The sequence below is a fragment of the Propionispora vibrioides genome, from assembly GCF_900110485.1.
Taxonomy (GTDB): Bacteria; Bacillota; Negativicutes; order Propionisporales; family Propionisporaceae; genus Propionispora; species Propionispora vibrioides.
In genome coordinates, this window is the sequence record NZ_FODY01000023.1 from 41,108 (window position 1) to 65,245 (window position 24,138).

Genomic DNA, 24,138 nt, shown 5'->3' on the forward strand with positions numbered 1-24,138 from the left:
CTCCTTATGCTAAAATATCCACATTCTCCTGAGTTACGGCTTTCACCCCTGCCTGAAAAGCAAACAGGTTCTGCTCCGCCGCTTTCGGCCAGCGCCCAGCAATGTCTTCCTTTACCTCTTCCGCCGTAAATCCCAGTTCAGCCCCGGTACTGCCAAAAATAGCACCCATTACAAACAGATTGTCCCGTACCGGCCTCCCCTGAAACTCCGGGAGAAGCTCAGGCGACAGATAATGCAGTTTACCGCCGGCATCCTTCACTTCCCTGCCCACCTGTGACAGCGAGGGATAAGGCGCTCTACCAAGCATAACGGCGGCAGGCTCCCATTTCGAACCGTACAGCAAGAAATCTGCACCCGGTTTTAGATAGCGAATGGCTTTTAGCGATTCCGACAACTCCATGGATATAACCAGATCGGCTTCCTGCTGCGGGATATTGGGGCCAACGGCCTTGCGACCCAGACGGAGCTGCGCTTTGACAAAACCGCCGCGCTGTGCCATCCCTTTTGTCGGATAAAAATTACAGGAAATCCCCTTCTTAAACGCCACACTGGAAATAATTTCGGCGATGGTCAACACCCCTTGACCGCCAACGCCCACAATATAAATATCACAGCTCATCATATTTGCCCTCCTTTACTATAGCCGCTGTAGGACAAACGGCCATACAGAGGCCGCAGCCATTGCACTGCGCCTGATCTATCGCAACGGCAGCCTCGCCCAGACTGATTGCCGGACAACCGGTGATAACAATACAGCTTTTGCACTTGGTGCAAGCTTCCATTTTTACGGTTACCGGTTCGTAAGCAACTTTACGGCGGGAAGCCTGAATGGCACATTCGCGCCGGGCCAATATAACTTTGACTCCAGAGAGGCCGATTGATTTTTCGATAGCCGCCGTGGTGGCCTTTAGATCATAAGGATCAACTATAGTCAAGTGATCCACACCCAATCCGGCAATCACTTTCGCCAAATCAAGCTGCCGACAGGAAGTCTGCTGATAATCGAGAATAGTGCCCGGATTAACCTGCATGCCGGTCATGGCCGTCCAACCATTATCCATCACGATAACTGTCAAATTTACATTATGTTGAATGGCATTGATCAAGCCCGGAATACCCGCATGAAAAAAGGTAGAATCACCGATAGTAGCCAGTACTGGCTTTGCCACACCGCCGTAAATAAACCCCTGGGCCATCGGGATGCTGGCGCCCATGGACACTTCGGTCCAAAGCGTGTTGAATGGCGGGTTGATGCCTAATATGGTACAGCCGATATCACCGGTAACGATGATTTCACTGCTTTTATACTTTAGATTGCGGATGGCTTTATTAATAGCCATATAGGTGCCGCGATGCGGGCAACCGGCGCAGGTGGTGATCGGGCGGGCGGCGGCATGTTGTTCCGGTTGCATGTCCGGCGCCAATGCTTCCTGCGGACAAGCCAGGTTAAGTGCCTTACAAATTCCCTGCAAAATCAGTTTTGCATCGTACTCACCGATGCGGCTGAAAGTTGCATCATTTTTACCGACAATAGTAACCTTAACACCCAGTTTATAGGCTTCCATGTACAGACGATTTTCCAGTAAAGGCTCCAGTTCCTCGGCAACCAGCACGGTGGAACAGTGGGACAACAGCTCCTTCATCTCATCCACCGCAAAGGGAATGGTATGAGTGAGCTGCAAAGTGGAAGGTTCCGGCAGCGAAAGCTGCAGTTCGTCGGCAAGACTGAGCGCCTCATCCACATAGCTGTTTACAACACCGACTGAAACGATCCCCAGGCCGCCCGGCTGCTTGGCCAGCTTCAGACGATCCCAGCGCGCGGCGGTGATCTCTTGCTTGGCCTTGTCCAACCGCTCCAGCAATTCACGGTGCTGAGTCATGGCGATAACCGCTCCGGCCTTGGTGTATTTGGCAATATTTCTCTCCAACCCAGGGTTTTTATTCGCCGGCAGAACCCGTTCTTCCACCTCCACCATGCCGTGAGACTGGGCAACATTGGTTGTCGAACGGATAAAGACCGGCGACTGGATAGCTTCCGACAAGACAAAGGCATACTTGGTTAAATCATAAGCTTCCTGCAATGTCCCCGGTTCCAGCATCGGCATATCCGCCATAACGGCAAAATCGCGGGAATCCTGCTCACACATGCCGGCATTTACACCCGGATCGTCCGCTACATAAATAACCAAGCCACCGGTACAGCCCGAATAGGCAATACCAATAATGGAATCATACGCCACATTGACTCCCGACATTTTCATGGTGCACATAGCCCTTGAACCGACCATTGCACTGGCAGCGGCTACTTCAAAAGCCACCTTTTCATTGGTACTCCACTCAACGCTGGTTCCGGGAAGTTCTTTATTCCAGAGACTGGCAATCACTTCCGTCGAAGGAGTCCCCGGATATCCCGCTATTACTTTGACGCCGGCACGCAAGGCACCTAAGGCGATGGCTTCATTCCCACTGACCATTTTCGCTGTCATAATAAAAACCTCCTTATGCTTTCTGCACCCGTTTATTTCTCTTTGGAAACCCTGATTTGAGGAGCCTGCCGGACTGGCGAGAGATTTTTTCGGCTGGCGAGAAAGTAAAACCGCAGGATAGCGATCCCTATTTCAAGGTTTTACTAACGCAGCCAGATGGAAAAAGATCGGTCAGGCCGGGCAGTGTGAATAAATCAGTGGTTCCCTAGATTGCAACAACATCCGCCGTAGGTTCTCCCGCCAGAACTTTCGCCGCATTGTCTGCCGCCCGGTATTTCAGTTCAGCAAGCGCCTCTTCCGATAAATAGGAAATATGAGGGGTCACTAAAATCTGCGGGCAGCGCAAAATGACATCACGACGATCAGGCGGTTCCTGCTGCAGCACATCCAGCACAGCTCCGGCAATCTTCTTTTCCCGGACTGCCTGTAGCAGATCTTTCTGGTTTACCACACCGCCGCGCGACGTGTTGATAAAATAGGCAGTCGGTTTCATTTTATTAAAATCTTTATAGGAAAGGAGCGAAGCCGTAGCCTCGGTAAAAGGAGTGTGCACACTGACATAGTCAGCCTGAGCCAGTCCCGTATCGAAGTCCACATTTTCGACTCCGTATGTTTTCGCTGTTTCCGTCGTCAAATGCGGGCCGTAAGCCAGCACTCTCATCCCTAGAGCTTTTGCCTTCCTTGCTGTCATCCAGCCGATTTTGCCAAATCCGATAATAAAGAGCGTTGATTTGCTGACCCGCTTTACCGGGTGGTTAACGGCCTGTGCCCCCCATAAGCCCTGTTTGATCGGCAACTGCCAGTCAGTCAGTTGTTTATTGAAATGATAGATGCTGGCCATCACATAATCCGACAGGTCTTCATTACAATACCCCGGCACATTGGTAACCAGAATTCCTTTATCTTTAGCACTTCTTACATCTACCTTGTCATAACCGGCGCCATATACCGCAATGACTTTACAGTTTTCTAATTCTTTAATGACATCCGCCGACATAGCAATATTAACCTGGCAGATAATGGCATCTGCCTTTTTCCCGAAATCAGCCAGATCGGCAGCAAACTGCTCTCCGGAAAACCGAATGGTACAATCAGGAAATTTACGGGCTAAAACATCTTTCTCAGTTTCATAATCAGGCCACTCTTCATCAATAATCCAAATAAGCGGTTGCAAAGCCTTCACCTCCCACTAATACACTCGTAAACACAATGACCTGCCGCGCACTATCCATCTTTTCTCTCTTTATAAATCGTAGTAATCACACCTTTGGCAGGCTTCCTATCCCGGTTAACCAAAATGACAGACGGAGTTTCTCCCTGTCCGGCCTCAATTCGGCAAACATCGCCGGCCCTGAGCCGATAATTCCGGCCATCCACACTGACAGTCAAACCGCCCTGCCAAACATATAAAACCAGGATACCGGTCTCACCGGTAATATCCTGATCAAATGTAAGCCGCTGCGGCTCCTGTCCTGTAAGAAAAAGCGGAGCAACGCTGCCGCGATAAGGCGTACGGGTCATCAGGTTAAAATCGGTTGCCCGGCCATAACAATGGGTCCGCCAGTCTCCCCAAAACGTATCCTGCGTAAATGGCCGCAGAGCTGTCTCATAATGCCCCTCATGGACCAGCCGGACCTGGCCCCGCAATAAGAGCAGGATTCTTTTTACCTCAGGCAAGGCTGTAAAAATCGATTCCGGATCATCTACCGTTGCCACGCTCAGGCGCCAGGAAAAATTTCTTTCCTGATAGGAAGCTCCGGGCGGATCGATTAATAATTCGGTGGTCGCACCGCCCGACCAGGCTGTGGTTTTACACTCATGACCTCGTACAATGCTGACAAAATGGTTATGCATGGATACTCTTCACGCTTTCTTCGTGGATTAATTCCATAGCCTGCCGTTTGTATTCAATAAACTGCTCCGATATTTTCACGTGATAATCGCGGGGTCTGGGCAGCTCCACATTAATAATTTCCTTAATCGATCCTGGCCGCGAGGTCATCACCACCACCCTGTCTGCCAGGAATACGGCTTCTTCAATATCGTGGGTAACCATCAGAATGGTTTTGGGATATTTTTGCCATACATCCAGCAGCAGTTCCTGCATCAGGCCACGAGTTTGCATATCCAAAGCCCCAAAGGGTTCATCCAGCAGCAGAATTTCCGGATTGTTGGCCAGCGCCCGAGCCAGTGCTACCCGTTGCTTCATTCCGCCGGACAACGCCTTCGGATAGGATTTTTCAAAGCCTCGCAAACCCACAATATCCACATAGCTCCGGGCAATGTCCCGGCGTTCTTGCTTGGGCATCTGTTTCTGCGTCAAACCGTATTCAATATTCTCCTCAACCGTCAGCCAGGGAAATAACGTATAGGCCTGGAACACCATACCCCGGTCGGCGCCCGGCTCTTTAATTTCTTTCCGATCAAGAATGATTTGTCCCCTGGTCGGTTTGGTCAAGCCGCCCACCATTCTGAGCAGCGTGGATTTGCCACAGCCCGACGGTCCCAATATGGAAACAAACTCGTTGGGGGCAACACTCAAATAGGTTTCGTCCAGCGCCGTTATGGTTTTTCCCTGTGTTTCAAACTCTTTGGTCACACCATAAACCACCAAATAATCATGGCTCGTTTCCATCTAACTCACTCCTAACTTGGCTTCACCATTACGGCTCAGCTCCAGGGAAATAATTTGCGCTGCAGCATTTTAAAGCAATAATCAAAGGCCAGGCCAATTAAACCAATAGACAAAATGCCGACAAATATATTGGCCGTTGACAGCATCCGCTGTGATTGAATAATCATATAGCCAATACCGGAAGAAGCACCAACCAGTTCGGCCACAATCACATAGGTCCAGGCCCAGCCCAGCACCATGCGTACTGCGTCCAAAATAGCCGGCATACTGGCCGGCAGGATAATTTTCCAGAGCACTGCCGCCTTGGAAGTTCCCAGGGTATAGGCAACTTCAATTAAATCACCGGAAACCTTTCTGGTAGCCACGGCCACCATTAAGACCAGTTGCGGCAGACTGCCGGTAATAATAACAGCAATCTTCTCCGGTTCATCCACACCGATCCACAAAATGAACAGCGGAATAAACGCCGATGCCGGCAGATAGCGGACAAAGGACATAATCGGCTCCAGCAAGGCTTCCACCGGGGTATAGGTTCCAATCAGAATGCCCAGCGGTACAGCCACCATGGCGGCGATAACAAACCCGGCCATAACCCGGATAATGGTAATAAGAATATCCTGACTATATCCCAGTTCGGCAAACAGCTTTACTGCAGCCTGCGCCGCTGCCGTTGGCGTAGGCATGAACAGAGCATCGACCATACCGCTATACGTCAACAGGCCCCACAGGATAAACACCGCGCCAAACGTAGCGGCGCCTAAAACAGCATATACCTGCGGCGTGATGCTTTGCCGCGGGGTAAATGAATCTTTAATCGTGGAGAACAGAGCTTTATCTTCACTGTTATACTTAACCATAAACTCCGCTCCTTTCGCTACTTCTACCTGTTTGTACATAGCAAACACCCTTTTTTGATTACTTTTTGCACAACGTTGATACCCGTATGATAGATTAAAAATTTGTAGCTCGGATACTTTAAGATCAGCAGGTCGGCCTGCTTCCCTGGCTCAATACTTCCTAGCCGTTCCGCCCGGTTCAAGGCGGCGGCGCCGTTCAGTGTCAGGGCCGTAAGCGCCTCTTCCGCCGTCATTTTCATCTTGATACAGGCCAGGGCCAAAAGCAGCGGCACCGAATAGCTAAAACAACTTCCCGGATTGAAATCACTGGCCAGGGCCACCGCACATCCGGAATCAATCATGCTGCGGGCTGCCGCAAAGGGCTCATTCAAACAAAAAGCCGTACTGGGCAGCAAGGTGGCAATCACCCGGTTGCGGGCCAACGCCTGTATTCCGTCCTTAGAAGCATGCAATAAATGCTCGGCAGAAACGGCTTGCAATTCACCGGCCAGCTCAGCCCCGCCCAGCGAGCAAATCTCATCGGCATGAAGCTTAAGACCAAAGCCTAATTCCCGGGCTTGCAGCAACAATCGCCGGGACTGTTCCAGTGAAAAAACACCCTGCTCGCAAAACACATCACAAAACTCAGCCAAACCTCTTTCCTTGACGACAGGCAGCACCTCTGCCAATAAAAAGTCAATATAGGACTCCTCCCGGCCGCGATATTCCGGCGGAACAGCATGGGCTCCCATAAACGTGCTAACCAGTTCCAGTGGATGGTCCTGCGCCAACGCCTGCATGACAGTCAACTGTTTGAGCTCCGTTTCCCGCTCCAGACCGTAACCGCTTTTGCCTTCTACCGTGGTGATCCCGAACGCCAGCATGGCGTCCAGACGATCTTTTCCCAGCCGGTATAATTCCTCTCTGCCGGTTTGCCGGGTATGCCGTACCGTACTGCCGATACCGCCGCCGGCAGCCATAAGTTCCATATAAGTACTGCCTGTAAGTCGTAGCATAAACTCATCCGCCCGGTATCCGCCAAATAGGAAATGAGTGTGCGAGTCCACGAAACCGGGAATGACACTCTGACCAGCGGCATCAATCCGCTCATACTGACGCAGATCATACCGGGAGGCAATCACCGCCGTCTGGTCTACCGCCTGAATCATTCCATCCTCAATCACAACGGAAGCATGCTCTATCCGGCTAAGATCATTCATCTCCCGACCGAATTTAGCCTGCCCTCCCACCGGCGTCACTACTTCCGCGGCATTTTGTATGACTACACCTTTCATAACAGCATCATTCTTTCCAATATTTTTTGACCTGCTTCGCAACCAACTGATCGTCAGCTACATAGGGCAGCGTGATTTGGCTTACCCCCCGGTACCTCTGATTGTACTCCAGGGAGGTTGCGATGGAATGCTCGTTACGGGCCCAGTTGCGCCGGGCAACGCCGCCCATAACATCCCACAGCATGGCGCTTTTGATAATCTCATCCACCCGGGTACTGCCATCCAGGACCAGGCCAAACCCACCGTTAATAGATTTGCCAATGCCCACGCCACCGCCGTTATGCAGGGCAATCAGGCTCATCCCTCTTGCCGCATTCCCGGCGTAACACTGAACTGCCATATCGGCCATGACATTACTGCCGTCCTTGATATTGGCCGTCTCTCTAAACGGTGAATCAGTACCGCTGACATCGTGATGATCACGGCCCAGCATAACCGGCCCGATGTCCCCCTTGCGAACCAGTTCATTAAACTTAAGAGCGACAGCCATTCGGCCCTCGGCATCCTGATATAGAATCCGGGCCTTAGTGCCAACTACGAGTCGATTCTTTTCGGCATCCCTGATCCAGTTGTAATTGTCTCTATCCTGATAGCGCCGGGAAGGATCTATACATTCCAGCGCCGCCTGATCAGTCTTTAACAAATCACTTTCCTTGCCGCTTAAGCATACCCAGCGAAACGGTCCGTAACCGTAATCAAATAGCTGCGGTCCCATAATGTCTTCCACATAGGATGGGTAAACAAAACCGTCTTTTTCGTCCCTGCCGTTTTTGGATATTTCTTTTACGCCGGCATCATAGACAGCTTTCAAAAAAGAATTTCCATAATCAAAAAAATACGTCCCCTGAGCGACACAGGCTTTAATCAGCTCATAATGCCTTTGCAGCGTTCGATCTACCAATTGCTTAAACCGTATCCGGTCCTTGCTTAATAACTCGGTACGTTCGGCGAAGGAAATTCCCTGAGGACAATAGCCACCTTCATATACAGCATGACAGGAGGTTTGATCGGACAGGATGGGGATTTTAATCTTACTGGCTACCGCATATTCCAGCAAATCGACAATATTGCCGTGATAGGCGATGGACAGGGCTTTTTTCTCCCGCATGGCCTGAGCAGCCCAGGCAAACACTTCCGCCAAATCGCTGGATGACTTTTGTATCCAGCCTTGCTGCAAACGGGTATGGATCCTGGATTCATCCACCTCGGCAATAATGCCCACACCGTTGGCAATCTCAATAGCTTTAGGTTGTGCCCCGCTCATCCCGCCAAGACCGGAGCTGACAAACAACAACCCTCTTAAATCACCGTCAACCGGAACCTGATAATGCATACGGCCGACATTAAGCAACGTGTTATATGTGCCGTGGACAATGCCCTGCGGGCCGATATACATCCAGCCGCCGGCGGTCATTTGCCCGTAATTGGCTACTCCCATTTGCGCTGCCGTTTCCCAGCTTTCCTGATTGTCGAACATACCAACCATCATCGAATTGGTAATAATAACCCGTGGAGCGCCGGGATGCGACTTAAACAGTCCCAGGGGATGTCCGGACTGTACCACCAGTGTCTGGTCTTGTGTCATGCTCTCCAGATATTTTTTTATGAGCCGGTATTGCATCCAGTTCTGACAGACGCTACCCGTTTCACCATAGGTGACCAGTTCATAGGGATACAAAGCCACCTCAAAATCCAGGTTATTGTCCATCATCACCTGGAAAGCCTTTCCCTCCAGACAGCATCCCTTGTATTCCGTGACCGGACGGCCATAGATTCTGCCGGACGGTCGAAAACGATAGCCGTATATTCTGCCCCGGTTGATCAGTTCATCTAAAAACTCGGGAATTATTTGCTCATGATACTGAGGCTCAATATAGCGCAACGCATTTTTTAACGCGATCTCCGTCTGTTCCTTGGATAAGTTGAATTTTCTGGCCGGTGCCCTGCGGATATGGGGGGCGAATTCCGGCATATCCGGCAGAGCTTCATCAAGCCTGATCTGCATGGCGTCTTTAATCTGCTTTTGATAAGCCATCTGGTCTTGCCTCCTCAGCTATGCATTGAATCTGGGCGTGCCTGCCACGGAGAAACGATAAGGGTTTTAAAACCGCGTCATTTCTCCGCAAACCTGCACGGCCTGTTTATTTGACTATGAAGCTGCCATTGATCATTTCGTCAAGATTGGGTTTTTCCTGAATCAGTTTTTCCTTCAGCCACAAGTCGGCGGCCTTTTCACTCACTTCGTAAATCAGGCCTTTCTTACCGTCAGTGCCGAAATAAGTCTTATTGCCGGCCTGATCATAAAACTCTACATCAGGCAGCGATTGGGTAAACTCTTCAACCGACTGGCCCATAGCCTTGGCCATAATTTTATTGGCATCCTCCGGATTGGTCTTCATATATTCAATGGCGTCATACCAGCCCTTTACAATACCTTCCACACTGTCCGGGTATTTATCGACAAAATCCTTGCGTAATGCCAGGGAATCCACAATGACCCCGGGAGTTTCCTTGCTGGAAACCAGCACATGACCGAAACTTGTTTTGGTAGCATTGGTCAGCCAAGGCTGCCAGGTTACGGCCGCGTCAATTTTGCCGGCTACAAAGGCTGCCCCGGCATCACCGGCCGTCATGCTCTGAACCTTGATGTCATTGAAGCTTAAGCCTTCTTTACCCAGTAAATACTGGAACCAGAAGTAGCTGGCACCACCGGTGGTGTCCAACCCAACCGTTTTGCCTTTTAAATCCTTCAGGCTGGCGATTTCCTTTTTAGCCACCACACCGTCACCGCCGCTGGAAGTATCCAGCGCCAGCATCTGAACGATTTTAATGCCGGCTGCCTGGGTCATAACCTGGGTATCCACCGTACTGGCCATCCCTTGAATTTTGTCAGCCGCCAGGGCGGTCTTTCTGTCGCCGGCGCTTTGAATGGTTTGCATCTCTACATCAACACCATGCTTCTTAAAGAATCCTTTTTCTACGGCTACATACAGCGGCGCGTAGCCAATCCAGGAAGAAGCGCCAATTTTCACCGTACCGTTGTAGGCTTTGGCGGCTGTTTCCGCCGGCTTCGTTTCCTTACTACCGCCGCAGCCGGCAAACAACGCAGCGACAAGCGCAAGGACCATCACCAGAGAGAATACGTTTCTAAATGATTTACACATACTGCACACCCCTCTTATTTTTTGATTATCTTTCTAGTACCCTGTCAATCCTAACACTGTAGAATCATGGCGAAGCTATTTTTTGCAAGACAAGGGGGAGGAAGGAAGCATACCGGTAGTATGCTGACTGACGACAACGAAGGCTTGCGGAAAATAGACCGTCAGTATTCACGGGATAAAGGTTGATAAGGTACTATCCCTGAAACCTGAACTGAGAAAGGCCGTTCACCTCCTTCGCACTGGCAAATTATCAAACGGGGAATAGGACTTGGGGTTGGACTTTTAGGGATTCACAAGATCGGCAGGAATTTCTCCTTTTAGCATGGTAATGATATTGCCCACCACCCGCGTCTTAAGTTCGGTATACGAATCTATCGAAATGTAGGAAATATGTGGTGTAACCAGGATTTTGTCACAGTGAAGGATGGCTTCATCACCCTTAGGCGGCTCATTGGCAATCACGTCTACGGCAGCGCCGGCGATGCTGCCGTCCTGGACCGCTTTGATCAGGTCGTCTTCCACCAAAATCCGGCCCCGTGCCGTATTGATGAGATAGGCTGTCGGCTTCATCAGCTTAAACTCCCGGTAAGCAAGCAACCCTTCGGTTTCCGGAATATAAATGGCGTTTACACTGACAAAATCGGCCTGCGCCAGACCTGCCGCCAATTCTACCTTTTCCACGCCGCAGGCCGCCATCGTTTCCCGACTCACATACGCATCATGGGCCAGTACTTCCATATGGACGGCTTTTGCCCGGGCGGCCACCACCCGGCCAATACGACCGAACCCGACGATCAGCAGCTGGGAGCCCTTTATTCGACGTACAGGCTTGGCAACCGCCTGCGCGCCCCATAGTCCTTGCGCCATACTGTCGGCATAAGTAGTGAGACGCTTATTAAAGTGATAGATGGCAGCCAATACATAGTCGGCAAGATCTTCGGCGCAATAGTTGGATACATTGGTCACTTTTATGCCTCTGGCCTTTGCCGCCTGGATATCGACCCGGTCAAAACCGCCGCCATATACCGCGATTGCTTTACATTTCGGCATTTTCTCCAGCATAGCTGCCGTAATGTAGGCATATACCTGACAGATGACGGCGTCCACCTGATCGCCAAACTCGGTCAAATCGGCGGCTATATCATAGGTTGAATATTTTATCGTACAGTTCGCATAGGCCTTGTTCAGAATTTCTTTCTCTATTTCATAATCAGGCCATTCTTCATCAATGATCCAGATCAACGGATTGCTCGACATAGCTGCCTCCTATTTTTGCCGGACGGTAATCGTCCCTTTATCCGCATCGACTTCGACCCAGTCGCCATTTTGGGCGGCAGTGTAAAAAGCCGTTTCCACACAGTCTACCATTGGCGTTTCCATGATGATAGCACTGGCCACCAGCGTGGTATCGGGATTTCTAATAATCAACGCTTTCGGTTCGGTGCCTTTCATTTTTAACTGATACAGGCCGTCCGCCTGCACCACCGAACTGCCTTTCCCGTTAGGAAACACCAGTACTTTACCGGCTATCGACTGTCCCTCCAGGCAGTGATTCTTTTCAATAACAATGCCTGTCTGAGGATCAACCAGATAGAAGCAAAAATCATCACTGGAGAATAATACCTCTCCCGAAGCCTTGCCTTCGGAAATTTTATGACAGCTAAATACCTGTTCCACTAGCACTCACCTCTCAATGCAATTTCAACCGATTCTTCCAGGCGGCGAATTACGAAAGACATATCGCGGCGCCGGGTATAGTAGGCACATTTCGGTGAATCGGTAACGCCTTTTTTCCCATAAAGGAAATGCCAACAGGGCTGATCCATACAGGTGTCCTGCGCCAAATCGCCACCGGCCGCCTGCAAAATCTCCAGATACCCCATTCGCCTGGCCAGTTCGGTTGTCAGCGAGGACGTCATAATCCAGAGAGGAACGGCCAGCTTTTTCCCTTTTACCAGGTTTGCCACTGTAGCCACCTGATTGATAGTAAAATGCGGACAACCAAAGAGCGCAAAATCGATTTTTCCGCCTTCATCAGTCAAGGCATCGTGCATTTCTTTCAAATCCTGGTTGGTAATAGTAACCACTTCCGGCGGTTTGTCACCCTGGAAGGCAGCCTCCAGCGTTTTTGCCTCAGGCGTTACCCCGACAATATGATACAAGGCCACGTTACCGCCGGTATTAAGCTGTGCTCCCAAATTCATCAACGACTCCGGCTTGGGCTGTAAGGGCAGTCCGCTGAACACAGGGATTTTAAAGCCGGTTTTCTTCGGTGTCACATAGCCCAGCAGTTGGTAATCAAAATCACTCTTGATATCGGCCTCCACTTCCACCAGGATTTGCCCCTTGCGATTTTCTTCCAGCAAATAACCATATAAAGGCGCCACGCCGGTCACGGCAGCACACAGGGCGCTTTGCGCCGCTTCCCGGTTGGTTCTGGCACCATACACCGAATTGATAAACGGCGTGGCGCTGGATTCGGAATAGGCGGTAATTTCCCCAAAACGCGGCACATTTTTCTCCAGATAGGGTGTACAGTTGTAAGTCAGTGTAGCACCAATCTTCCGGTAGGCTTCCCGCGTCCTTTTGATAATAGCTTCATCCTCCGGCGCAATGGTCGTGATCCCCTGAAAATACTCCAGATTAAATCCAGGGTTTACCGTCGGCGAAACCCGGCAAACCGCCCCACCGGCAACCAGTTTTTCCACAAACCACAAATCAGCCTCCTGATTGCTTAACGCGACATGCGTCCGGGAAACGGGCACCATCCTGTCCGCATGATACGCTTCACCAATAGCCACCTGAATTTTCATAGCCAGAGCTGTTCCGGCACCGTATTTGCCGTCCAGCATGGCTTGCTCTTCTTGGGTTAATTTCATCTCGTTCCCCTCCATCTAAAAATTCATTTACTACTCTTCAAATTTATCCATAACCCGTTCAACCGCCTGAAGAATTGCCTGTTCTGTCACGGTAAGCAGCTTGCCGTCCCTCACACAGACTCTGCCGTCAACCACCACAGAACGAATGGCCGTAGGCTGCATAGAATAGACGATGTTCGGAAGCAGCTGTTCACCGGAACGGGAAATCGGGCGCATAGAAAGATCGGCCGTGGAAATTCCAACAAAGTCGGCCTTATGGCCTGTTTGAATGCTGCCAACCGGCAGATCCAGTACCGTAGCACCGCCGATTGTTCCCATGGCAAACGCCTGCTGGTGAGTCACCGACATGGCGTTTAACGTATTGGCTTTCTGCAGCAGGGCCACCATCCGCATTTCCTCAAAAACACTGATCCGGTTATTGCTGCAAGCCCCATCGCTGCCCAGGCCGATGCCGACACCGGCCCGCATCATTTGGGGAATGTTGGTAATTCCGTCGGCCAAGAACATATTGCTGGAAGGGCAATAGGCCAGCCTGCCGCCCTTGACGCCCAGTGTCTCAATCTCGCTGTCACTTAGCCATACACCGTGAATGATGACCATATTATCGTCGACAACGCCGATCTTATCTAAAAGCTCAATCGTCCGCAGGCCGTACTTTTGCCGTACTTCCTCCACTTCAAACATTTCCTCGGCCACATGAATATGAAACGCTGTGTTCAATTCCTTAGCCAGGCGGTACCCGGCCTGAATCATTTCCAGGGAAGCAGCATGCAAGCTGTGCGGCGCCGGAACGATCGTTACCATATCCTGATCGGCATACCGGAAAGCCAATTGCCGGGTATGCTCCACAGCCTCGGCAACCGATTCCAAATAACCCTGCGGTGCTCCGTTCCAGTCATACATGGTACGGGCCAGGCAGAGGCGGATGCCGATATCCCTAGCTGCCCGGATAACCGCTTCATCGCTTTCCGTGCCGTTATTATGAACATAAAAGAAATCACTTACGGTAGTAACACCGCAGCGCAGCATCTCGCCAAAGGCAAACAACGCTCCGGTGTAAATGTCCTCGGTTGTCAAGCGAGGCGAGAACTTATATAACGCGTTATCACGCCATTCCAAAAACGGCCGGTCGGCGGCGATGCCGCGCAGCAGGCTTTGAAAAGAATGATTGTGGGCATTCACCGTTCCCGGTACCAGAATCATATCTTCCCATACTTCCACAACAGCGTCCCGGTGTTTATCCACCATACTTTGCACCGGCCCAATATCGCTAATGAAAGTATCACTAACCAACACGGCCATATTTTTCTGAAAGTTATTCTTAACGTAAACATACTCCGGTATATAAAGACGCTTCATTCAATTCAGCTCCTTATCGAGAATCAATACAGCCTGTAGCAGTGCGTTGCCGGCTTTGATAATGTCCCTCATATCCGTTTTCTCTTCCGGGCAATGACTTTTTCCATTAATACTTTGGACAAACAGCATACCGGTTTTAGTAAAATTGACCATATGAGCCGCATCATGACCGGCCATACTGACCAGACTTACACACGGTTCCTCCAGTTTGCGGAGACTTTTATTCAATACGTCGATAATCTGCCGGTCCATGGCCACCGCCGCCTGGTCAAGAATCACTTCCCGCCGGATAACGACCTTTCGCTGTTTCTCAATCTGTTCCGCAATCCGGTCTAATTCCCTGATAAACTGCTTACTGACCGCGGTTTGCGAGGTTCTAAATTCCAGAATAAGCTCGACCTCACCGGGAACAATATTGGCCGCATTGGGGAATACCTCCAGTGAACCAATGGTCCCAACCACATCCTCGCTATTACATTGTTTAACGTATTCCTCAAATTCCAGAGAAAAGGCTGACGCCGCCATGAGAGCATCTCGCCGGTCCGACATAACCGTCGTCCCGGCATGGTTGGCTTCGCCGGTAATAGTGATTTTTTCCCGGTAGATTCCGGTAATATGCGTTACAATTCCCAAGGCCAGTTGTTTATCAAACAAACGCCGTCCCTGCTCAATATGGCATTCCAAAAAAGCACTGATTTCCCCGGGCCGCAGGCGATCCTCCTCGACCATCTCCAGATCACCGCCTGCTTTTGCCACAGCAGCCTGTAGGGAGCTTTGATCAATCTTACTTACTACTTTAATTAAGATATCCTTGCCCAGCTTGCCGGAAATAGTCTTGCTGCCCAAGGTGGACAGCCCATAGGGATTGGGTTCCTCACCGGCGAAGGAAACCACGGTCAGCGGATGCCGCAGGCTTATACCGTTTTCCTTTACCGTCTGCAATACCTCGGTGGCCAGTAAAACACCAAGAGCCCCGTCATAAGCCCCGCCATTGGGGACGGTATCATGGTGAGAACCAAGTACAATAGGCGGTAGCGACTCACAGCCGGACAAAACTGCCCACATGTTGGCGATAGCATCCATCCTGGTCGAAATACCGATTTCCTTTTCCCACAAAGCCTGCAAAAACTCCCGCGCATTTAAATCGGCTTCACTGCCGAAGGGACGGTCAATACCGCCAGTTTCTTGATTAGCGCCGAAAACAGCCAGTGACTTTAAGTTATTTTCCAGCCTACCCGCATTAATCTGATAACAGGTCTCCAGTGTTTGCTGATTTCTTATACATGCTTTCAAGTTAATCACTCATTTCTATCGGGAAATCATTCATCAAATTTCTGATAATAAATATTTCTCGTTGCTTCCAGTTTTTCTAAAGCATTTAAGCGCTGGTCCAGACCGCTGATCCGTTTGGCCACATCTCTGAGCAGCAGGTTAAGAAAAATCATCGGCGTGCTGTAAATATCAAAAATCGAAGAAACCGTAATCGGTACATGGATAATGGGGCTGGCTAGCTGGGAAACCGGCGATATGATGCTGTCGGTTATTGCAGCAATGGCAAAACCCCGTTCCTTCAGTTCCTGTAACTTTTCAATGAGGATATTAGGATACCGGGGAAATACGATGGAAAAGATCAGGGTCTTCCCCGGTTTCTCCAGAGCCAGCGTATCCCATTCCGGATGGTGTGGCGTAAGCTGCACAACATTGCTGCGTATTTTATTTAATATGTAGAACGTGTAAGGCAGCATCGTTGCCGACATCCGGGCCGACAACAGTACAATTTTCTCGGCCGCCACCAGTTGCTGTACCAGTGCGTCATAGGCCTCCTGGCTTAAAATCGACTCCAATTCGTCGATATTCTTATGTTCCATGTCCAGTATATTGCGAATCTTATTGTTGTTCCCGTTTTGCGAGATGTACTGCAGCCGCTGCGGTGCGGTAATTTCCTCACTGACAAACTTTTGCAGACTCCGCAGAAAATCGTTATAACCCCGGTACCCTAGGGCGCTGCAAAACCGTGAAACACTTCCCTGGCTGATATTGGCTTCCGCCGCCAATTCCCCGGCAGTCATAAAAATAATACTCATATAGTTTTTTTCAATATAACTCGCCAGTTTCTCATAAGTGGGAGAATCCTGTGAGATATCAACCATTTTCTGGATCAGGTTCTGTAATTCTTTAATCCGCGTTACGACCATGCTACAGCCTCCTTATGTTAAGTAAGAATGATGAATCCATTCACAATCAAATAAATAATAATGACGTCATTCATATTGGTGTAAAAAAAATCACTTCAAGCAGATTATTTTTACACCAAAAAGGCGCTTAAAAGACCATACGGTCTTCTAAACGCCCTTGTTCAGAATTACTATGTGATTTTTTGTTTTAAGGAATATGTCCTATAAACAAAAATGTCCAAAAATATATTTACATATTTTTGGACATCATCGTCACAGAATTTATTATTTGCTTATAAACTATCACACTCAATACGCTTTGTCAACCAAGACATAGTATTTTATTGAAATAAGTTCGCTCCAAATCATAGTTTTCTAAAAAGTCGGCCAACTGTTGCTTGCTCTTACTACCTTCTCAGTCCTAATGTTATAAAATAATGGTTGGTCTATTTCGCAACACACGGCGAAGATAGTAAGCCTACCGACATGCGGACTGCAACAACGAAGGTTTACAGAAAATAGGCATCAGTATTCACAGAATTAGCGCTGATAAGATATTTGCCATCTGTTTAGAACCGATCAATTCGGGCCTCATCAAGACAGGTTTAGTTTCTTAACGGCCCACTCCGCCATTTTCCTTACCTTAGCATGACTGTTGTTACACGCAGCGTAAATAGCCTCTTTATACTTTTCCTGATATTCGTTTACCATTGCGTTAATCACATTAACTTTCCACTTCCAGACATCGTCTTTTGTGATATAAAAAAACTTGGCTGTCAGGATTTGCTGAAGAAGCTCATAATCCATGCTAAGAATTTTTTCCAGGGAAATATGCTCGCTTATTTCCGCTAAGAAAGGAAATTCCCCTGTTGCTTCCCAGCGGTTTTTATTCATCGGACAAACGTCCTGGCAAGCATCGCATCCATAAATCCAGCCGCCCATTTGAGCATTATACGTTTCTTGCGGCAGGTCCCGTCCGCCAAAGGTAGTGAGGAAAGAAATACAGGATAATGGGTTCATCGTATACGGTTTTGCTAACGAAGCGGTGGGACAGGCTTTGACGCACCGGTTACAATGCTCGGAGCAGGCCTTTACCGTTGGTGTATCGATCAATTCCAGCTCCTGGTCAATCAACCAGGCTTCTAAATGGACCCACGATCCGGATTCGGTATAAAAGAAATTATTTCTGCGAACTATGCCAAGCCCGGCTTTTACCGCAGCCCAACGAACCGCCGTGATGCCAAATTTCCGCTTCGCTTCCGTTTTAAGCCCCATTTTTTGCATAGCTGCTTCAAATTGCAAGCTGGCCTGGTATCCGGCGGTGTGCTCATCTATTCTGCTGTCAAATAAGTAGGCTTTGCCGACCAACCCTTGCAGATGATCAGGCATCTGGTATTTTCCGTATTGCTCCACGCAAACAACAACTGATTTTGCCCAGGAATAGGTATCCTGCAAATGAGCAAAGCCTCTAAAACGTTCGTAGAAGGGTTTGGTCTGCGGCAGATACTCCATCCGTTCATTGAGTTTATCCTCATAACCGGCCATATCCGCTATTTTAATAATGCCGCACTTTTCATACCCCACAGCCAGTGCCGCACTCTTGATTTGAAATGCTAAGGAGTCCATTTCTCTAACACCCTTTCTATTAATACCTTAAGGAACCACTGATTAATTCACACTGCACATCCTGGCGGATCTTTTCCGTCTGACTGCGTCAGCAAAACCTTGAAATAGGGATCGCTATTCCTGCGGTTTTACTTCCTTACCAGCCGAAAAAATCTCTCACCAGGCCGGCAGGCTCATTTAATCAGCGGTTCCTTAAGTTCTTGCGCTTGTTTTTTGTCTGCCATTAAAAACACATGTCGTGCCTCCTATACGGAAACATTGGTTGCATGATACGCACTTTGCCTGACCACGGTCACCTTTTTGCCACCGGTTGATCAGGTCGCTCTCACGAATCAGCGGCCGACAGAGAGCAAAGTATTCCAGCCCAGTTTGATTGAGAATCTCCGTCAATGAAGCAAATTCACGGTTACCGCCTACTAATATTACCGGTACGCTAATTTGTCGCGCAATTTCAACCGCATAAGGCTGAAAGTAGGATTCTTGCTCCGCTGTCTTAATCATCCGTATCGTCCCCTCATTCGGGCGCGACGAACCTATCCCGCCACTGATTTCAATGGCGCCAATTCCCATTCGGGCTAATGTCTCACATATATATCTGCAGTCGGCAAAACTCATCCCCTGCTCCATAAAATCATCACAGTTGATTTTAACGAGAACCGGATAGTCAGGACCGACCTTCTCCCTGATCGCCTCATATGTTTCCAGAAGGATTTTCGCCCTATTGCCGATACTGCCGCCATAATCATCGGTTCTGCGGTTATAATAGGGGGTTAAAAACTTGCTTAACAGGTACCCGTGCGCCCCATGTAGCTGGACACCGTCAAATCCGGCTTGCTTTGCCCTGAGAGCTGCGTCAGCGAAAGCCATTTGTACAAAGTGAATATCCTGCACCGTCATTTCTTGCGGAGTCGTTTTGTAGCGTAAATCTTCCACAGCGCTCGGCCCCCACATTACTTTGTCATCTGTACGGGAAGTCTGAGATCCCATACATACAAGCTGCATAATGATCCTCGTATCATGCCGGTGGCACATCTTGGTTAGCTTTTCATATTCAGCAATAAATGAGTCGTCATAAATACCCATTTGACGTGGCAGTGGTTCTTCTAAATCGCTCACATACGTAAGACCGGTGATAATCGTGCCAACTCCACCCTTAGCCAAATCTTCGTACACCTGGAATAGCTCTTCGGTCATGTGCCCGCTCTTATCGGCAAAACCATCATATGTTGCCGACCGGACAAACCGGTTTTTCAGCCTCATTCCTGCCAATGAAGTTTGATCAAACAATGATTTCATTTTGATTCGCTCCTTTTTATTGATTGGGATACCTCAGAGCGCCCCTTGCCGGATATGGCCAAATCTATAAGCCATCCTCCAATATGTGCGCATCATAGATTCGAATTTTAGAAAATATCAGTATCCCTTAACCAACCAACTCACATACAAACGGCTTAATCTATCCGGTACCGCTGGGTTTACACTACGCCTCATCTTATGTGTATATACACGTAATTACGAATAGGTTATTCCCACCCGCCTTATATATAGTATCTCTTAAGGTACAAGCGCTTCCAGCTTTGACAACAGTTGTGTGAGTTTTGCCAAATCCGCTTCCCCCATATACTCTTCTATAGACTTTTGCGCCTCTTTCCAGAGCGTCCAGCCCCTTAACACTGCAGCTTTACCGCCTTGCGTCAGCATGATCTCCCGGGTCCGCGAATCTTTCCCAGGCTTAACAGTGATCAGTCCGCTATCGATTAAAGGTTTCATATTCCTGCTTAGAGTAGTCCGGTCAATGCGCATGATTCGGGCCAATTCACTCATTGTAATATGTTCCGCTACTTCAAGATGCCGCAATAATCCCAACTGAGCCGTAGTAAGTCCGCTGGGGGTCAATACTTCATCATAAAATTGGGTTACCGCGTGAGCAGCCCTGCGTATATTCATACAATTGCACGGGCTGGGATGTTTCGGATAAACTTCATTAATGTGCTTCATAACAGCCACCTTCTACAATACAAACAATAATTAAGTGTATATACACATTTATAATTATATTATTTCTTCCGACACGCGTCAAGCATCTACAGCAAGATTCCTCTGGCGAACTGGGCCAATGGCTAAATAACGCATGATTCCGCAAGTTGAACACACGTCCCAAAAACATTAATGATTTTCTTCCGAAAATTGATTTGCTTGTTTAAGAATATTGCTGCCCACTTTTTCAATTAAATTCAGCAGCGTTTCTCTGTCCTGTTTGCTAAAACCGTCCAGCATAGTTTGATTCCAGGCGTCCAGAATAGCAAACAACGCCGGTTTGATGGCATCAGCCTTATCCGTTGTGTAAATATTATAAGCCCGTTTATCAGTTTCGCTCACTTTTCTAATTACATAGTTCTCATTGACCAGCTTGGCCACCGCTCTGGCTGTTGTCGCTTTGTCAATCTTAACCATATCGGACAGTTGTTCCTGACTAATTCCGTTATTTTCAAACAGATTAATCAAAAAAATATACTGTCCACTTCCCAAATTGTACTTTTTTAATTGAGCATTAAAAAAAATCTGGCTATACCGGTAAATCAGTGATACATGCTTTCCGAATCTGTCTTTAATCAAAATAGCTGCCCCCAAAATAGCATCGTTCCCGCTGCTTCTTCAACTACATAAAAATTATATAAATATCCGCCGGCAAAGTAAAGAAAAAGTATTTTCAAGCCGACTTCTGCAAATAGCTCCTCCGTTTAAACGATACAGCAGCACCGATTCCCGCCAGACAAGCCGCCACCGCAATAGCGGTATGATACCCTGCCAGAAAACCGGCAAATTGGCCACCCGCCGCCGCAACCTGTCCCAGCGCTTGCTGGCTGCGGTTTTCAAAAACCGCCACCGCTACTGCCACACCGCTTACCATCCCCACATTACGGACAAGTGAGTTAATTCCCCCCACCAACCCTACCTTTCCCGGCGGGGCGGCGCTCAACACACTATGATTGTTTGGCGCCTGAAACAGCCCATTGCCAATGCCGATCACTACCTGGCTGCCTATCACTTGCCAGATAGCGGCCTGTTCATTCAAAGAAGCGAGATAAAACAAACCGCTCATCGTAACAAATAAGCCTGTCGCAGTCATTGTGGCAGGATTGGTCTTTTCCGAAAGATAGCCGCTGACCGGTGCGATCAGTGCAATGCACAAGGGTAGCGGCGTATAATGACCAAGCCGATCTGTACCGGCGTTGCCTGCAATACCTGATCCAAATAAAAAGGAAGCAAAATATTGTTGGCAAATAACGCCATATAAGCCAGCATAGCCGAAATCGTTCCGGACAGCAACGACTCATTCTTAAACAAACTCAGCTCAATCATCGGATATTCTTTACGAACTTCACACCGAAAGAACAACCAAAATGCCGCGATAGCCACCAACAAGCTACCGACCGTCAGGGGAGAACGCCACCCCCATTCCTGGCCATGGCTGATGACCAACAGCAATGTTGTCATAGCCAAAGCAAATAAAACTGCTCCCGCGTAATCAAAGGGTTTCTGCCCCTGACTTTTTTCCCATGGTAAAATCATATAGCCAAACAACAAAGTAACAAGTCCAATCGGGATATTAATATAAAAAATTGACTGCCAGACAAAATGGCCAATCAAAATTCCGCCCAAACTGGGACCGGCCAATGAGCCTAGTGCTACAAATGTGCTGTTTATCCCCATTGCCCTCCCCCGCTCAGTTCCCGGAAAGGCAGTACTGACAATGGCCAACGCATTGGCCATCAGCATGGCAGCGCCAATAGACTGCAGTATTCTGGCAAGCACCAGGGACCAAATCGTTTCGGCCATACAACATAGAAAAGAACCGGCTACGAATACTCCCATACCAGTTAAATAAATCTGCCGTTTGCCATGCAAGTCGCTTACCTTACCAAAGAGCGGTAAAAAACTGGATATGCCTAAAAGGTAAGCCGAAACCACCCACTGCACCAGAGAAAGGGTTACCTGTAGTTGGGCTCCAATAGCCGGCAAAGCGACATTGACAATTCCGGCGTCCAAAGTGGCCATAAATGTCCCCAGCGACGTAACCCCCAGAATCATCCATTTGTAATACTTCTCTTGCTTGATCAATTTTTTCATTCCTTCATCGCCTTCCTTGCTTTTCGTCAGGGTATGTCTTCTCAAAAACCAGCAGAGTGGTCAATGGTAAGTATTTTTTCGTCAGACTAGATAAAAATGGGAGAAATAATGACTCCTATTTCCAAAGCACTAACGAGGCAGGGTACAAAGAGCACCGTCGATGAGCGTTTGGATCGTTTGAACACATACCTTGGCTGTAGGCTGGGCAGATATGAGAAACGACAGGAATCCCCCCCTGTCGTTTCTCACCATTCCTAATACAGCTATTTTTGTTGCATAGTTTAATCCAATGGTTTTTCCGTGGCTAAACTGGCCTTGTTTTTCAACATATGTTTTATATAAAAGATCACAAAGGGTATTACGACGATAAAACCGCTGAGCAAATACATCAGCCGCAGGCCGGCGTAGGTTGACACCTGGCCTAGCAAGGCGGCGCCGACGGCAAATCCCAGATCAAAAGCCGTTAAAATAGTCCCATTGACCACCCCGCGTCTTGACATATCCACCTGATTAATGGCCAGCGCAATGGACAGGGAATAAAGAATACCAAAGCCGACGCCTAATAACAAAGCAGCTGCAATAAACAGCACATAGCCTTGCGCCAGGAACAAACATAAAAAGGTGGCAAAAAAGGCGGCAAAACCAATACACATAATCCCGATAGGGCCTTTTTGGTCAAGCATTCTGCCGGCATAGGGCCTACTGATAATCACTGTTACCGCATTGGCCAGGAAAAAAATTTCCGGATTGTCCACACGAATTTCCTTGGCAAACAGTACAATAAACGATAGCAGCGCGCCATAAACCAAAGCCATAAAAAAAACAATTCCGGCGTAAGAAAGCACTTTATTCTCAATAAATCCCCGCTGCTTCTGACCGTCCGGAACCGCCATCTCACGCTGAGGAAAGCCCAGCAGGCACAGTAAAGAAAGTGCGGCCAAACCGGTTCCCGCATAAAACATGGCAGCATAATCAAAAGTGTGCAGCACTCTGAGCCCCAAAGACGGTCCGATAAGCATAGCGATGGACATGGATAAACCAAAATAACCGATTCCCTCGCCGCGTTTTTTTAAAGGGATGGCATCCGTTGCCAGCGTAGCCAGCGACGTTGTGGAAAAGCCCCAACACACGCCATGGGTAAACCGCAGAATAAAAAGAAACAGCAGACTGGTTACCCACTGATAGGACAACATGGCCAATAACAAAAAAACCAATGACAACCATACAATTTTTTTGCGCCCTATCGTATCCAATATGTATCCGGCAACCGGCCTAGCAACAACCCCGGCAAAAGCAAACAGTCCGAACAAGATACCGACATCGCCTTTAGTTCCGGCAAGCACCTCGGTTGTAAACAACGGTATGGTCGCCATGATGTAGTACATGGCTGTAAAAGCAAAGAAATTAGCTAAACAACTAGCAATAAATCTTTGGTTCCATAATTTTTCATTATGTATGCCTTCGTTCACAAGATCAGCCCCTTATCCCCGTTACGGAGAAATCTGCATAAACATTAGCTGGGAGATTCAGCTATCTCCTGCCTCCCAGCTATA

General features: G+C 48.7%; 22 protein-coding genes. All 22 read right to left on the reverse strand.

Annotated features, from left to right (window positions below):
• Positions 1–4 precede the first annotated feature (4 nt).
• Positions 5–622, reverse strand: coding sequence for a 2-oxoacid:acceptor oxidoreductase family protein (locus BMW43_RS15935; RefSeq protein WP_091749854.1), 618 nt, complete (start codon positions 620–622; stop codon positions 5–7).
• Complete coding sequence (locus BMW43_RS15940) at positions 609–2,486, reverse strand: thiamine pyrophosphate-dependent enzyme (protein WP_091749857.1); 1,878 nt, start codon at positions 2,484–2,486, stop codon at positions 609–611. The genes BMW43_RS15935 and BMW43_RS15940 overlap by 14 nt, the downstream gene beginning before the upstream one ends.
• Positions 2,487–2,691: 205 nt before the next feature.
• The gene (locus BMW43_RS15945) at positions 2,692–3,660 is read right to left on the reverse strand and encodes a C-terminal binding protein (protein ID WP_091749859.1); all 969 of its coding nucleotides are present in this window, start codon (positions 3,658–3,660) and stop codon (positions 2,692–2,694) included.
• 50 nt (positions 3,661–3,710) lie between these two features.
• A complete protein-coding gene (locus tag BMW43_RS15950; protein ID WP_091749862.1) occupies positions 3,711–4,340 on the reverse strand; it encodes a HutD/Ves family protein in 630 nt (209 codons plus the stop codon).
• Positions 4,333–5,121 carry an ABC transporter ATP-binding protein gene (locus BMW43_RS15955; protein ID WP_091749865.1) on the reverse strand — a complete coding sequence of 263 codons (789 nt, stop codon included), beginning with the start codon at positions 5,119–5,121 and terminating at the stop codon, positions 4,333–4,335. Before BMW43_RS15955 ends, BMW43_RS15950 begins: the two co-directional genes overlap by 8 nt.
• A gap of 35 nt (positions 5,122–5,156) precedes the next feature.
• Entirely contained in the window at positions 5,157–6,017 is an 861-nt protein-coding gene (locus BMW43_RS15960; protein ID WP_091749868.1) for an ABC transporter permease, read from the reverse strand.
• Positions 6,002–7,252 (reverse strand): imidazolonepropionase, encoded by a 1,251-nt coding sequence (hutI, locus tag BMW43_RS15965; protein WP_091749871.1) that lies wholly within the window; start codon positions 7,250–7,252, stop codon positions 6,002–6,004. Before hutI ends, BMW43_RS15960 begins: the two co-directional genes overlap by 16 nt.
• Before the next feature lie 7 nt (positions 7,253–7,259).
• Positions 7,260–9,287: a urocanate hydratase gene (gene hutU / locus BMW43_RS15970; RefSeq protein ID WP_091749874.1), complete on the reverse strand. Its 2,028-nt coding sequence runs from the start codon at positions 9,285–9,287 to the stop codon at positions 7,260–7,262.
• A 106-nt stretch (positions 9,288–9,393) separates the two neighbouring features.
• Positions 9,394–10,416: an ABC transporter substrate-binding protein gene (locus BMW43_RS15975; RefSeq protein ID WP_091749876.1), complete on the reverse strand. Its 1,023-nt coding sequence runs from the start codon at positions 10,414–10,416 to the stop codon at positions 9,394–9,396.
• A gap of 282 nt (positions 10,417–10,698) precedes the next feature.
• Positions 10,699–11,673, reverse strand: a complete 975-nt coding sequence (locus tag BMW43_RS15980) for a C-terminal binding protein (protein WP_091749879.1) — start codon at positions 11,671–11,673, stop codon at positions 10,699–10,701.
• Between the two features lie 9 nt (positions 11,674–11,682).
• Complete coding sequence (locus tag BMW43_RS15985) at positions 11,683–12,093, reverse strand: aconitase X swivel domain-containing protein (RefSeq protein WP_091749882.1); 411 nt, start codon at positions 12,091–12,093, stop codon at positions 11,683–11,685.
• Positions 12,093–13,295 (reverse strand): aconitase X catalytic domain-containing protein, encoded by a 1,203-nt coding sequence (locus BMW43_RS15990; protein ID WP_091749885.1) that lies wholly within the window; start codon positions 13,293–13,295, stop codon positions 12,093–12,095. Before BMW43_RS15990 ends, BMW43_RS15985 begins: the two co-directional genes overlap by 1 nt.
• Positions 13,296–13,325: 30 nt before the next feature.
• Complete coding sequence (locus BMW43_RS15995) at positions 13,326–14,654, reverse strand: amidohydrolase family protein (RefSeq protein ID WP_091749888.1); 1,329 nt, start codon at positions 14,652–14,654, stop codon at positions 13,326–13,328.
• The gene (locus tag BMW43_RS16000; protein WP_218140706.1) at positions 14,655–15,947 is read right to left on the reverse strand and encodes a hydantoinase/carbamoylase family amidase; all 1,293 of its coding nucleotides are present in this window, start codon (positions 15,945–15,947) and stop codon (positions 14,655–14,657) included.
• A gap of 26 nt (positions 15,948–15,973) precedes the next feature.
• Positions 15,974–16,849 (reverse strand): MurR/RpiR family transcriptional regulator, encoded by an 876-nt coding sequence (locus tag BMW43_RS16005; protein ID WP_091749890.1) that lies wholly within the window; start codon positions 16,847–16,849, stop codon positions 15,974–15,976.
• A gap of 573 nt (positions 16,850–17,422) precedes the next feature.
• Entirely contained in the window at positions 17,423–18,454 is a 1,032-nt protein-coding gene (locus BMW43_RS16010; RefSeq protein ID WP_091749893.1) for an epoxyqueuosine reductase, read from the reverse strand.
• Between the two features lie 192 nt (positions 18,455–18,646).
• Positions 18,647–19,750 carry an NADH:flavin oxidoreductase gene (locus BMW43_RS16015; protein ID WP_091749896.1) on the reverse strand — a complete coding sequence of 368 codons (1,104 nt, stop codon included), beginning with the start codon at positions 19,748–19,750 and terminating at the stop codon, positions 18,647–18,649.
• Positions 19,751–20,008: 258 nt separating this feature from the next.
• Entirely contained in the window at positions 20,009–20,452 is a 444-nt protein-coding gene (locus BMW43_RS16020; RefSeq protein ID WP_091749899.1) for a MarR family winged helix-turn-helix transcriptional regulator, read from the reverse strand.
• A 168-nt stretch (positions 20,453–20,620) separates the two neighbouring features.
• Entirely contained in the window at positions 20,621–21,070 is a 450-nt protein-coding gene (locus BMW43_RS16025; RefSeq protein ID WP_177173632.1) for a MarR family winged helix-turn-helix transcriptional regulator, read from the reverse strand.
• Positions 21,071–21,164: 94 nt separating this feature from the next.
• Positions 21,165–21,647 (reverse strand): MFS transporter, encoded by a 483-nt coding sequence (locus BMW43_RS21585; RefSeq protein ID WP_245732536.1) that lies wholly within the window; start codon positions 21,645–21,647, stop codon positions 21,165–21,167.
• Positions 21,632–22,585, reverse strand: coding sequence for an MFS transporter (locus BMW43_RS16030; protein ID WP_245732538.1), 954 nt, complete (start codon positions 22,583–22,585; stop codon positions 21,632–21,634). Before BMW43_RS16030 ends, BMW43_RS21585 begins: the two co-directional genes overlap by 16 nt.
• Positions 22,586–22,866: 281 nt before the next feature.
• The gene (locus tag BMW43_RS16035; protein WP_143050641.1) at positions 22,867–24,054 is read right to left on the reverse strand and encodes an MFS transporter; all 1,188 of its coding nucleotides are present in this window, start codon (positions 24,052–24,054) and stop codon (positions 22,867–22,869) included.
• Positions 24,055–24,138 lie beyond the last annotated feature (84 nt).

Coding starts and splice junctions, on each gene's coding strand:
- BMW43_RS15935 (WP_091749854.1), bottom strand. CDS start 622: ATGATGAGCTGTGATATTTATATTGTGGGCGTTGGCGGTCAAGGGGTG.
- BMW43_RS15940 (WP_091749857.1), bottom strand. CDS start 2,486: ATGACAGCGAAAATGGTCAGTGGGAATGAAGCCATCGCCTTAGGTGCC.
- BMW43_RS15950 (WP_091749862.1), bottom strand. CDS start 4,340: ATGCATAACCATTTTGTCAGCATTGTACGAGGTCATGAGTGTAAAACC.
- BMW43_RS15955 (WP_091749865.1), bottom strand. CDS start 5,121: ATGGAAACGAGCCATGATTATTTGGTGGTTTATGGTGTGACCAAAGAG.
- BMW43_RS15960 (WP_091749868.1), bottom strand. CDS start 6,017: ATGTACAAACAGGTAGAAGTAGCGAAAGGAGCGGAGTTTATGGTTAAG.
- hutI (WP_091749871.1), bottom strand. CDS start 7,252: ATGAAAGGTGTAGTCATACAAAATGCCGCGGAAGTAGTGACGCCGGTG.
- hutU (WP_091749874.1), bottom strand. CDS start 9,287: ATGGCTTATCAAAAGCAGATTAAAGACGCCATGCAGATCAGGCTTGAT.
- BMW43_RS15975 (WP_091749876.1), bottom strand. CDS start 10,416: ATGTGTAAATCATTTAGAAACGTATTCTCTCTGGTGATGGTCCTTGCG.
- BMW43_RS15980 (WP_091749879.1), bottom strand. CDS start 11,673: ATGTCGAGCAATCCGTTGATCTGGATCATTGATGAAGAATGGCCTGAT.
- BMW43_RS15990 (WP_091749885.1), bottom strand. CDS start 13,295: ATGAAATTAACCCAAGAAGAGCAAGCCATGCTGGACGGCAAATACGGT.
- BMW43_RS15995 (WP_091749888.1), bottom strand. CDS start 14,654: ATGAAGCGTCTTTATATACCGGAGTATGTTTACGTTAAGAATAACTTT.
- BMW43_RS16005 (WP_091749890.1), bottom strand. CDS start 16,849: ATGGTCGTAACGCGGATTAAAGAATTACAGAACCTGATCCAGAAAATG.
- BMW43_RS16010 (WP_091749893.1), bottom strand. CDS start 18,454: ATGGACTCCTTAGCATTTCAAATCAAGAGTGCGGCACTGGCTGTGGGG.
- BMW43_RS16015 (WP_091749896.1), bottom strand. CDS start 19,750: ATGAAATCATTGTTTGATCAAACTTCATTGGCAGGAATGAGGCTGAAA.
- BMW43_RS16020 (WP_091749899.1), bottom strand. CDS start 20,452: ATGAAGCACATTAATGAAGTTTATCCGAAACATCCCAGCCCGTGCAAT.
- BMW43_RS16030 (WP_245732538.1), bottom strand. CDS start 22,585: ATGAAAAAATTGATCAAGCAAGAGAAGTATTACAAATGGATGATTCTG.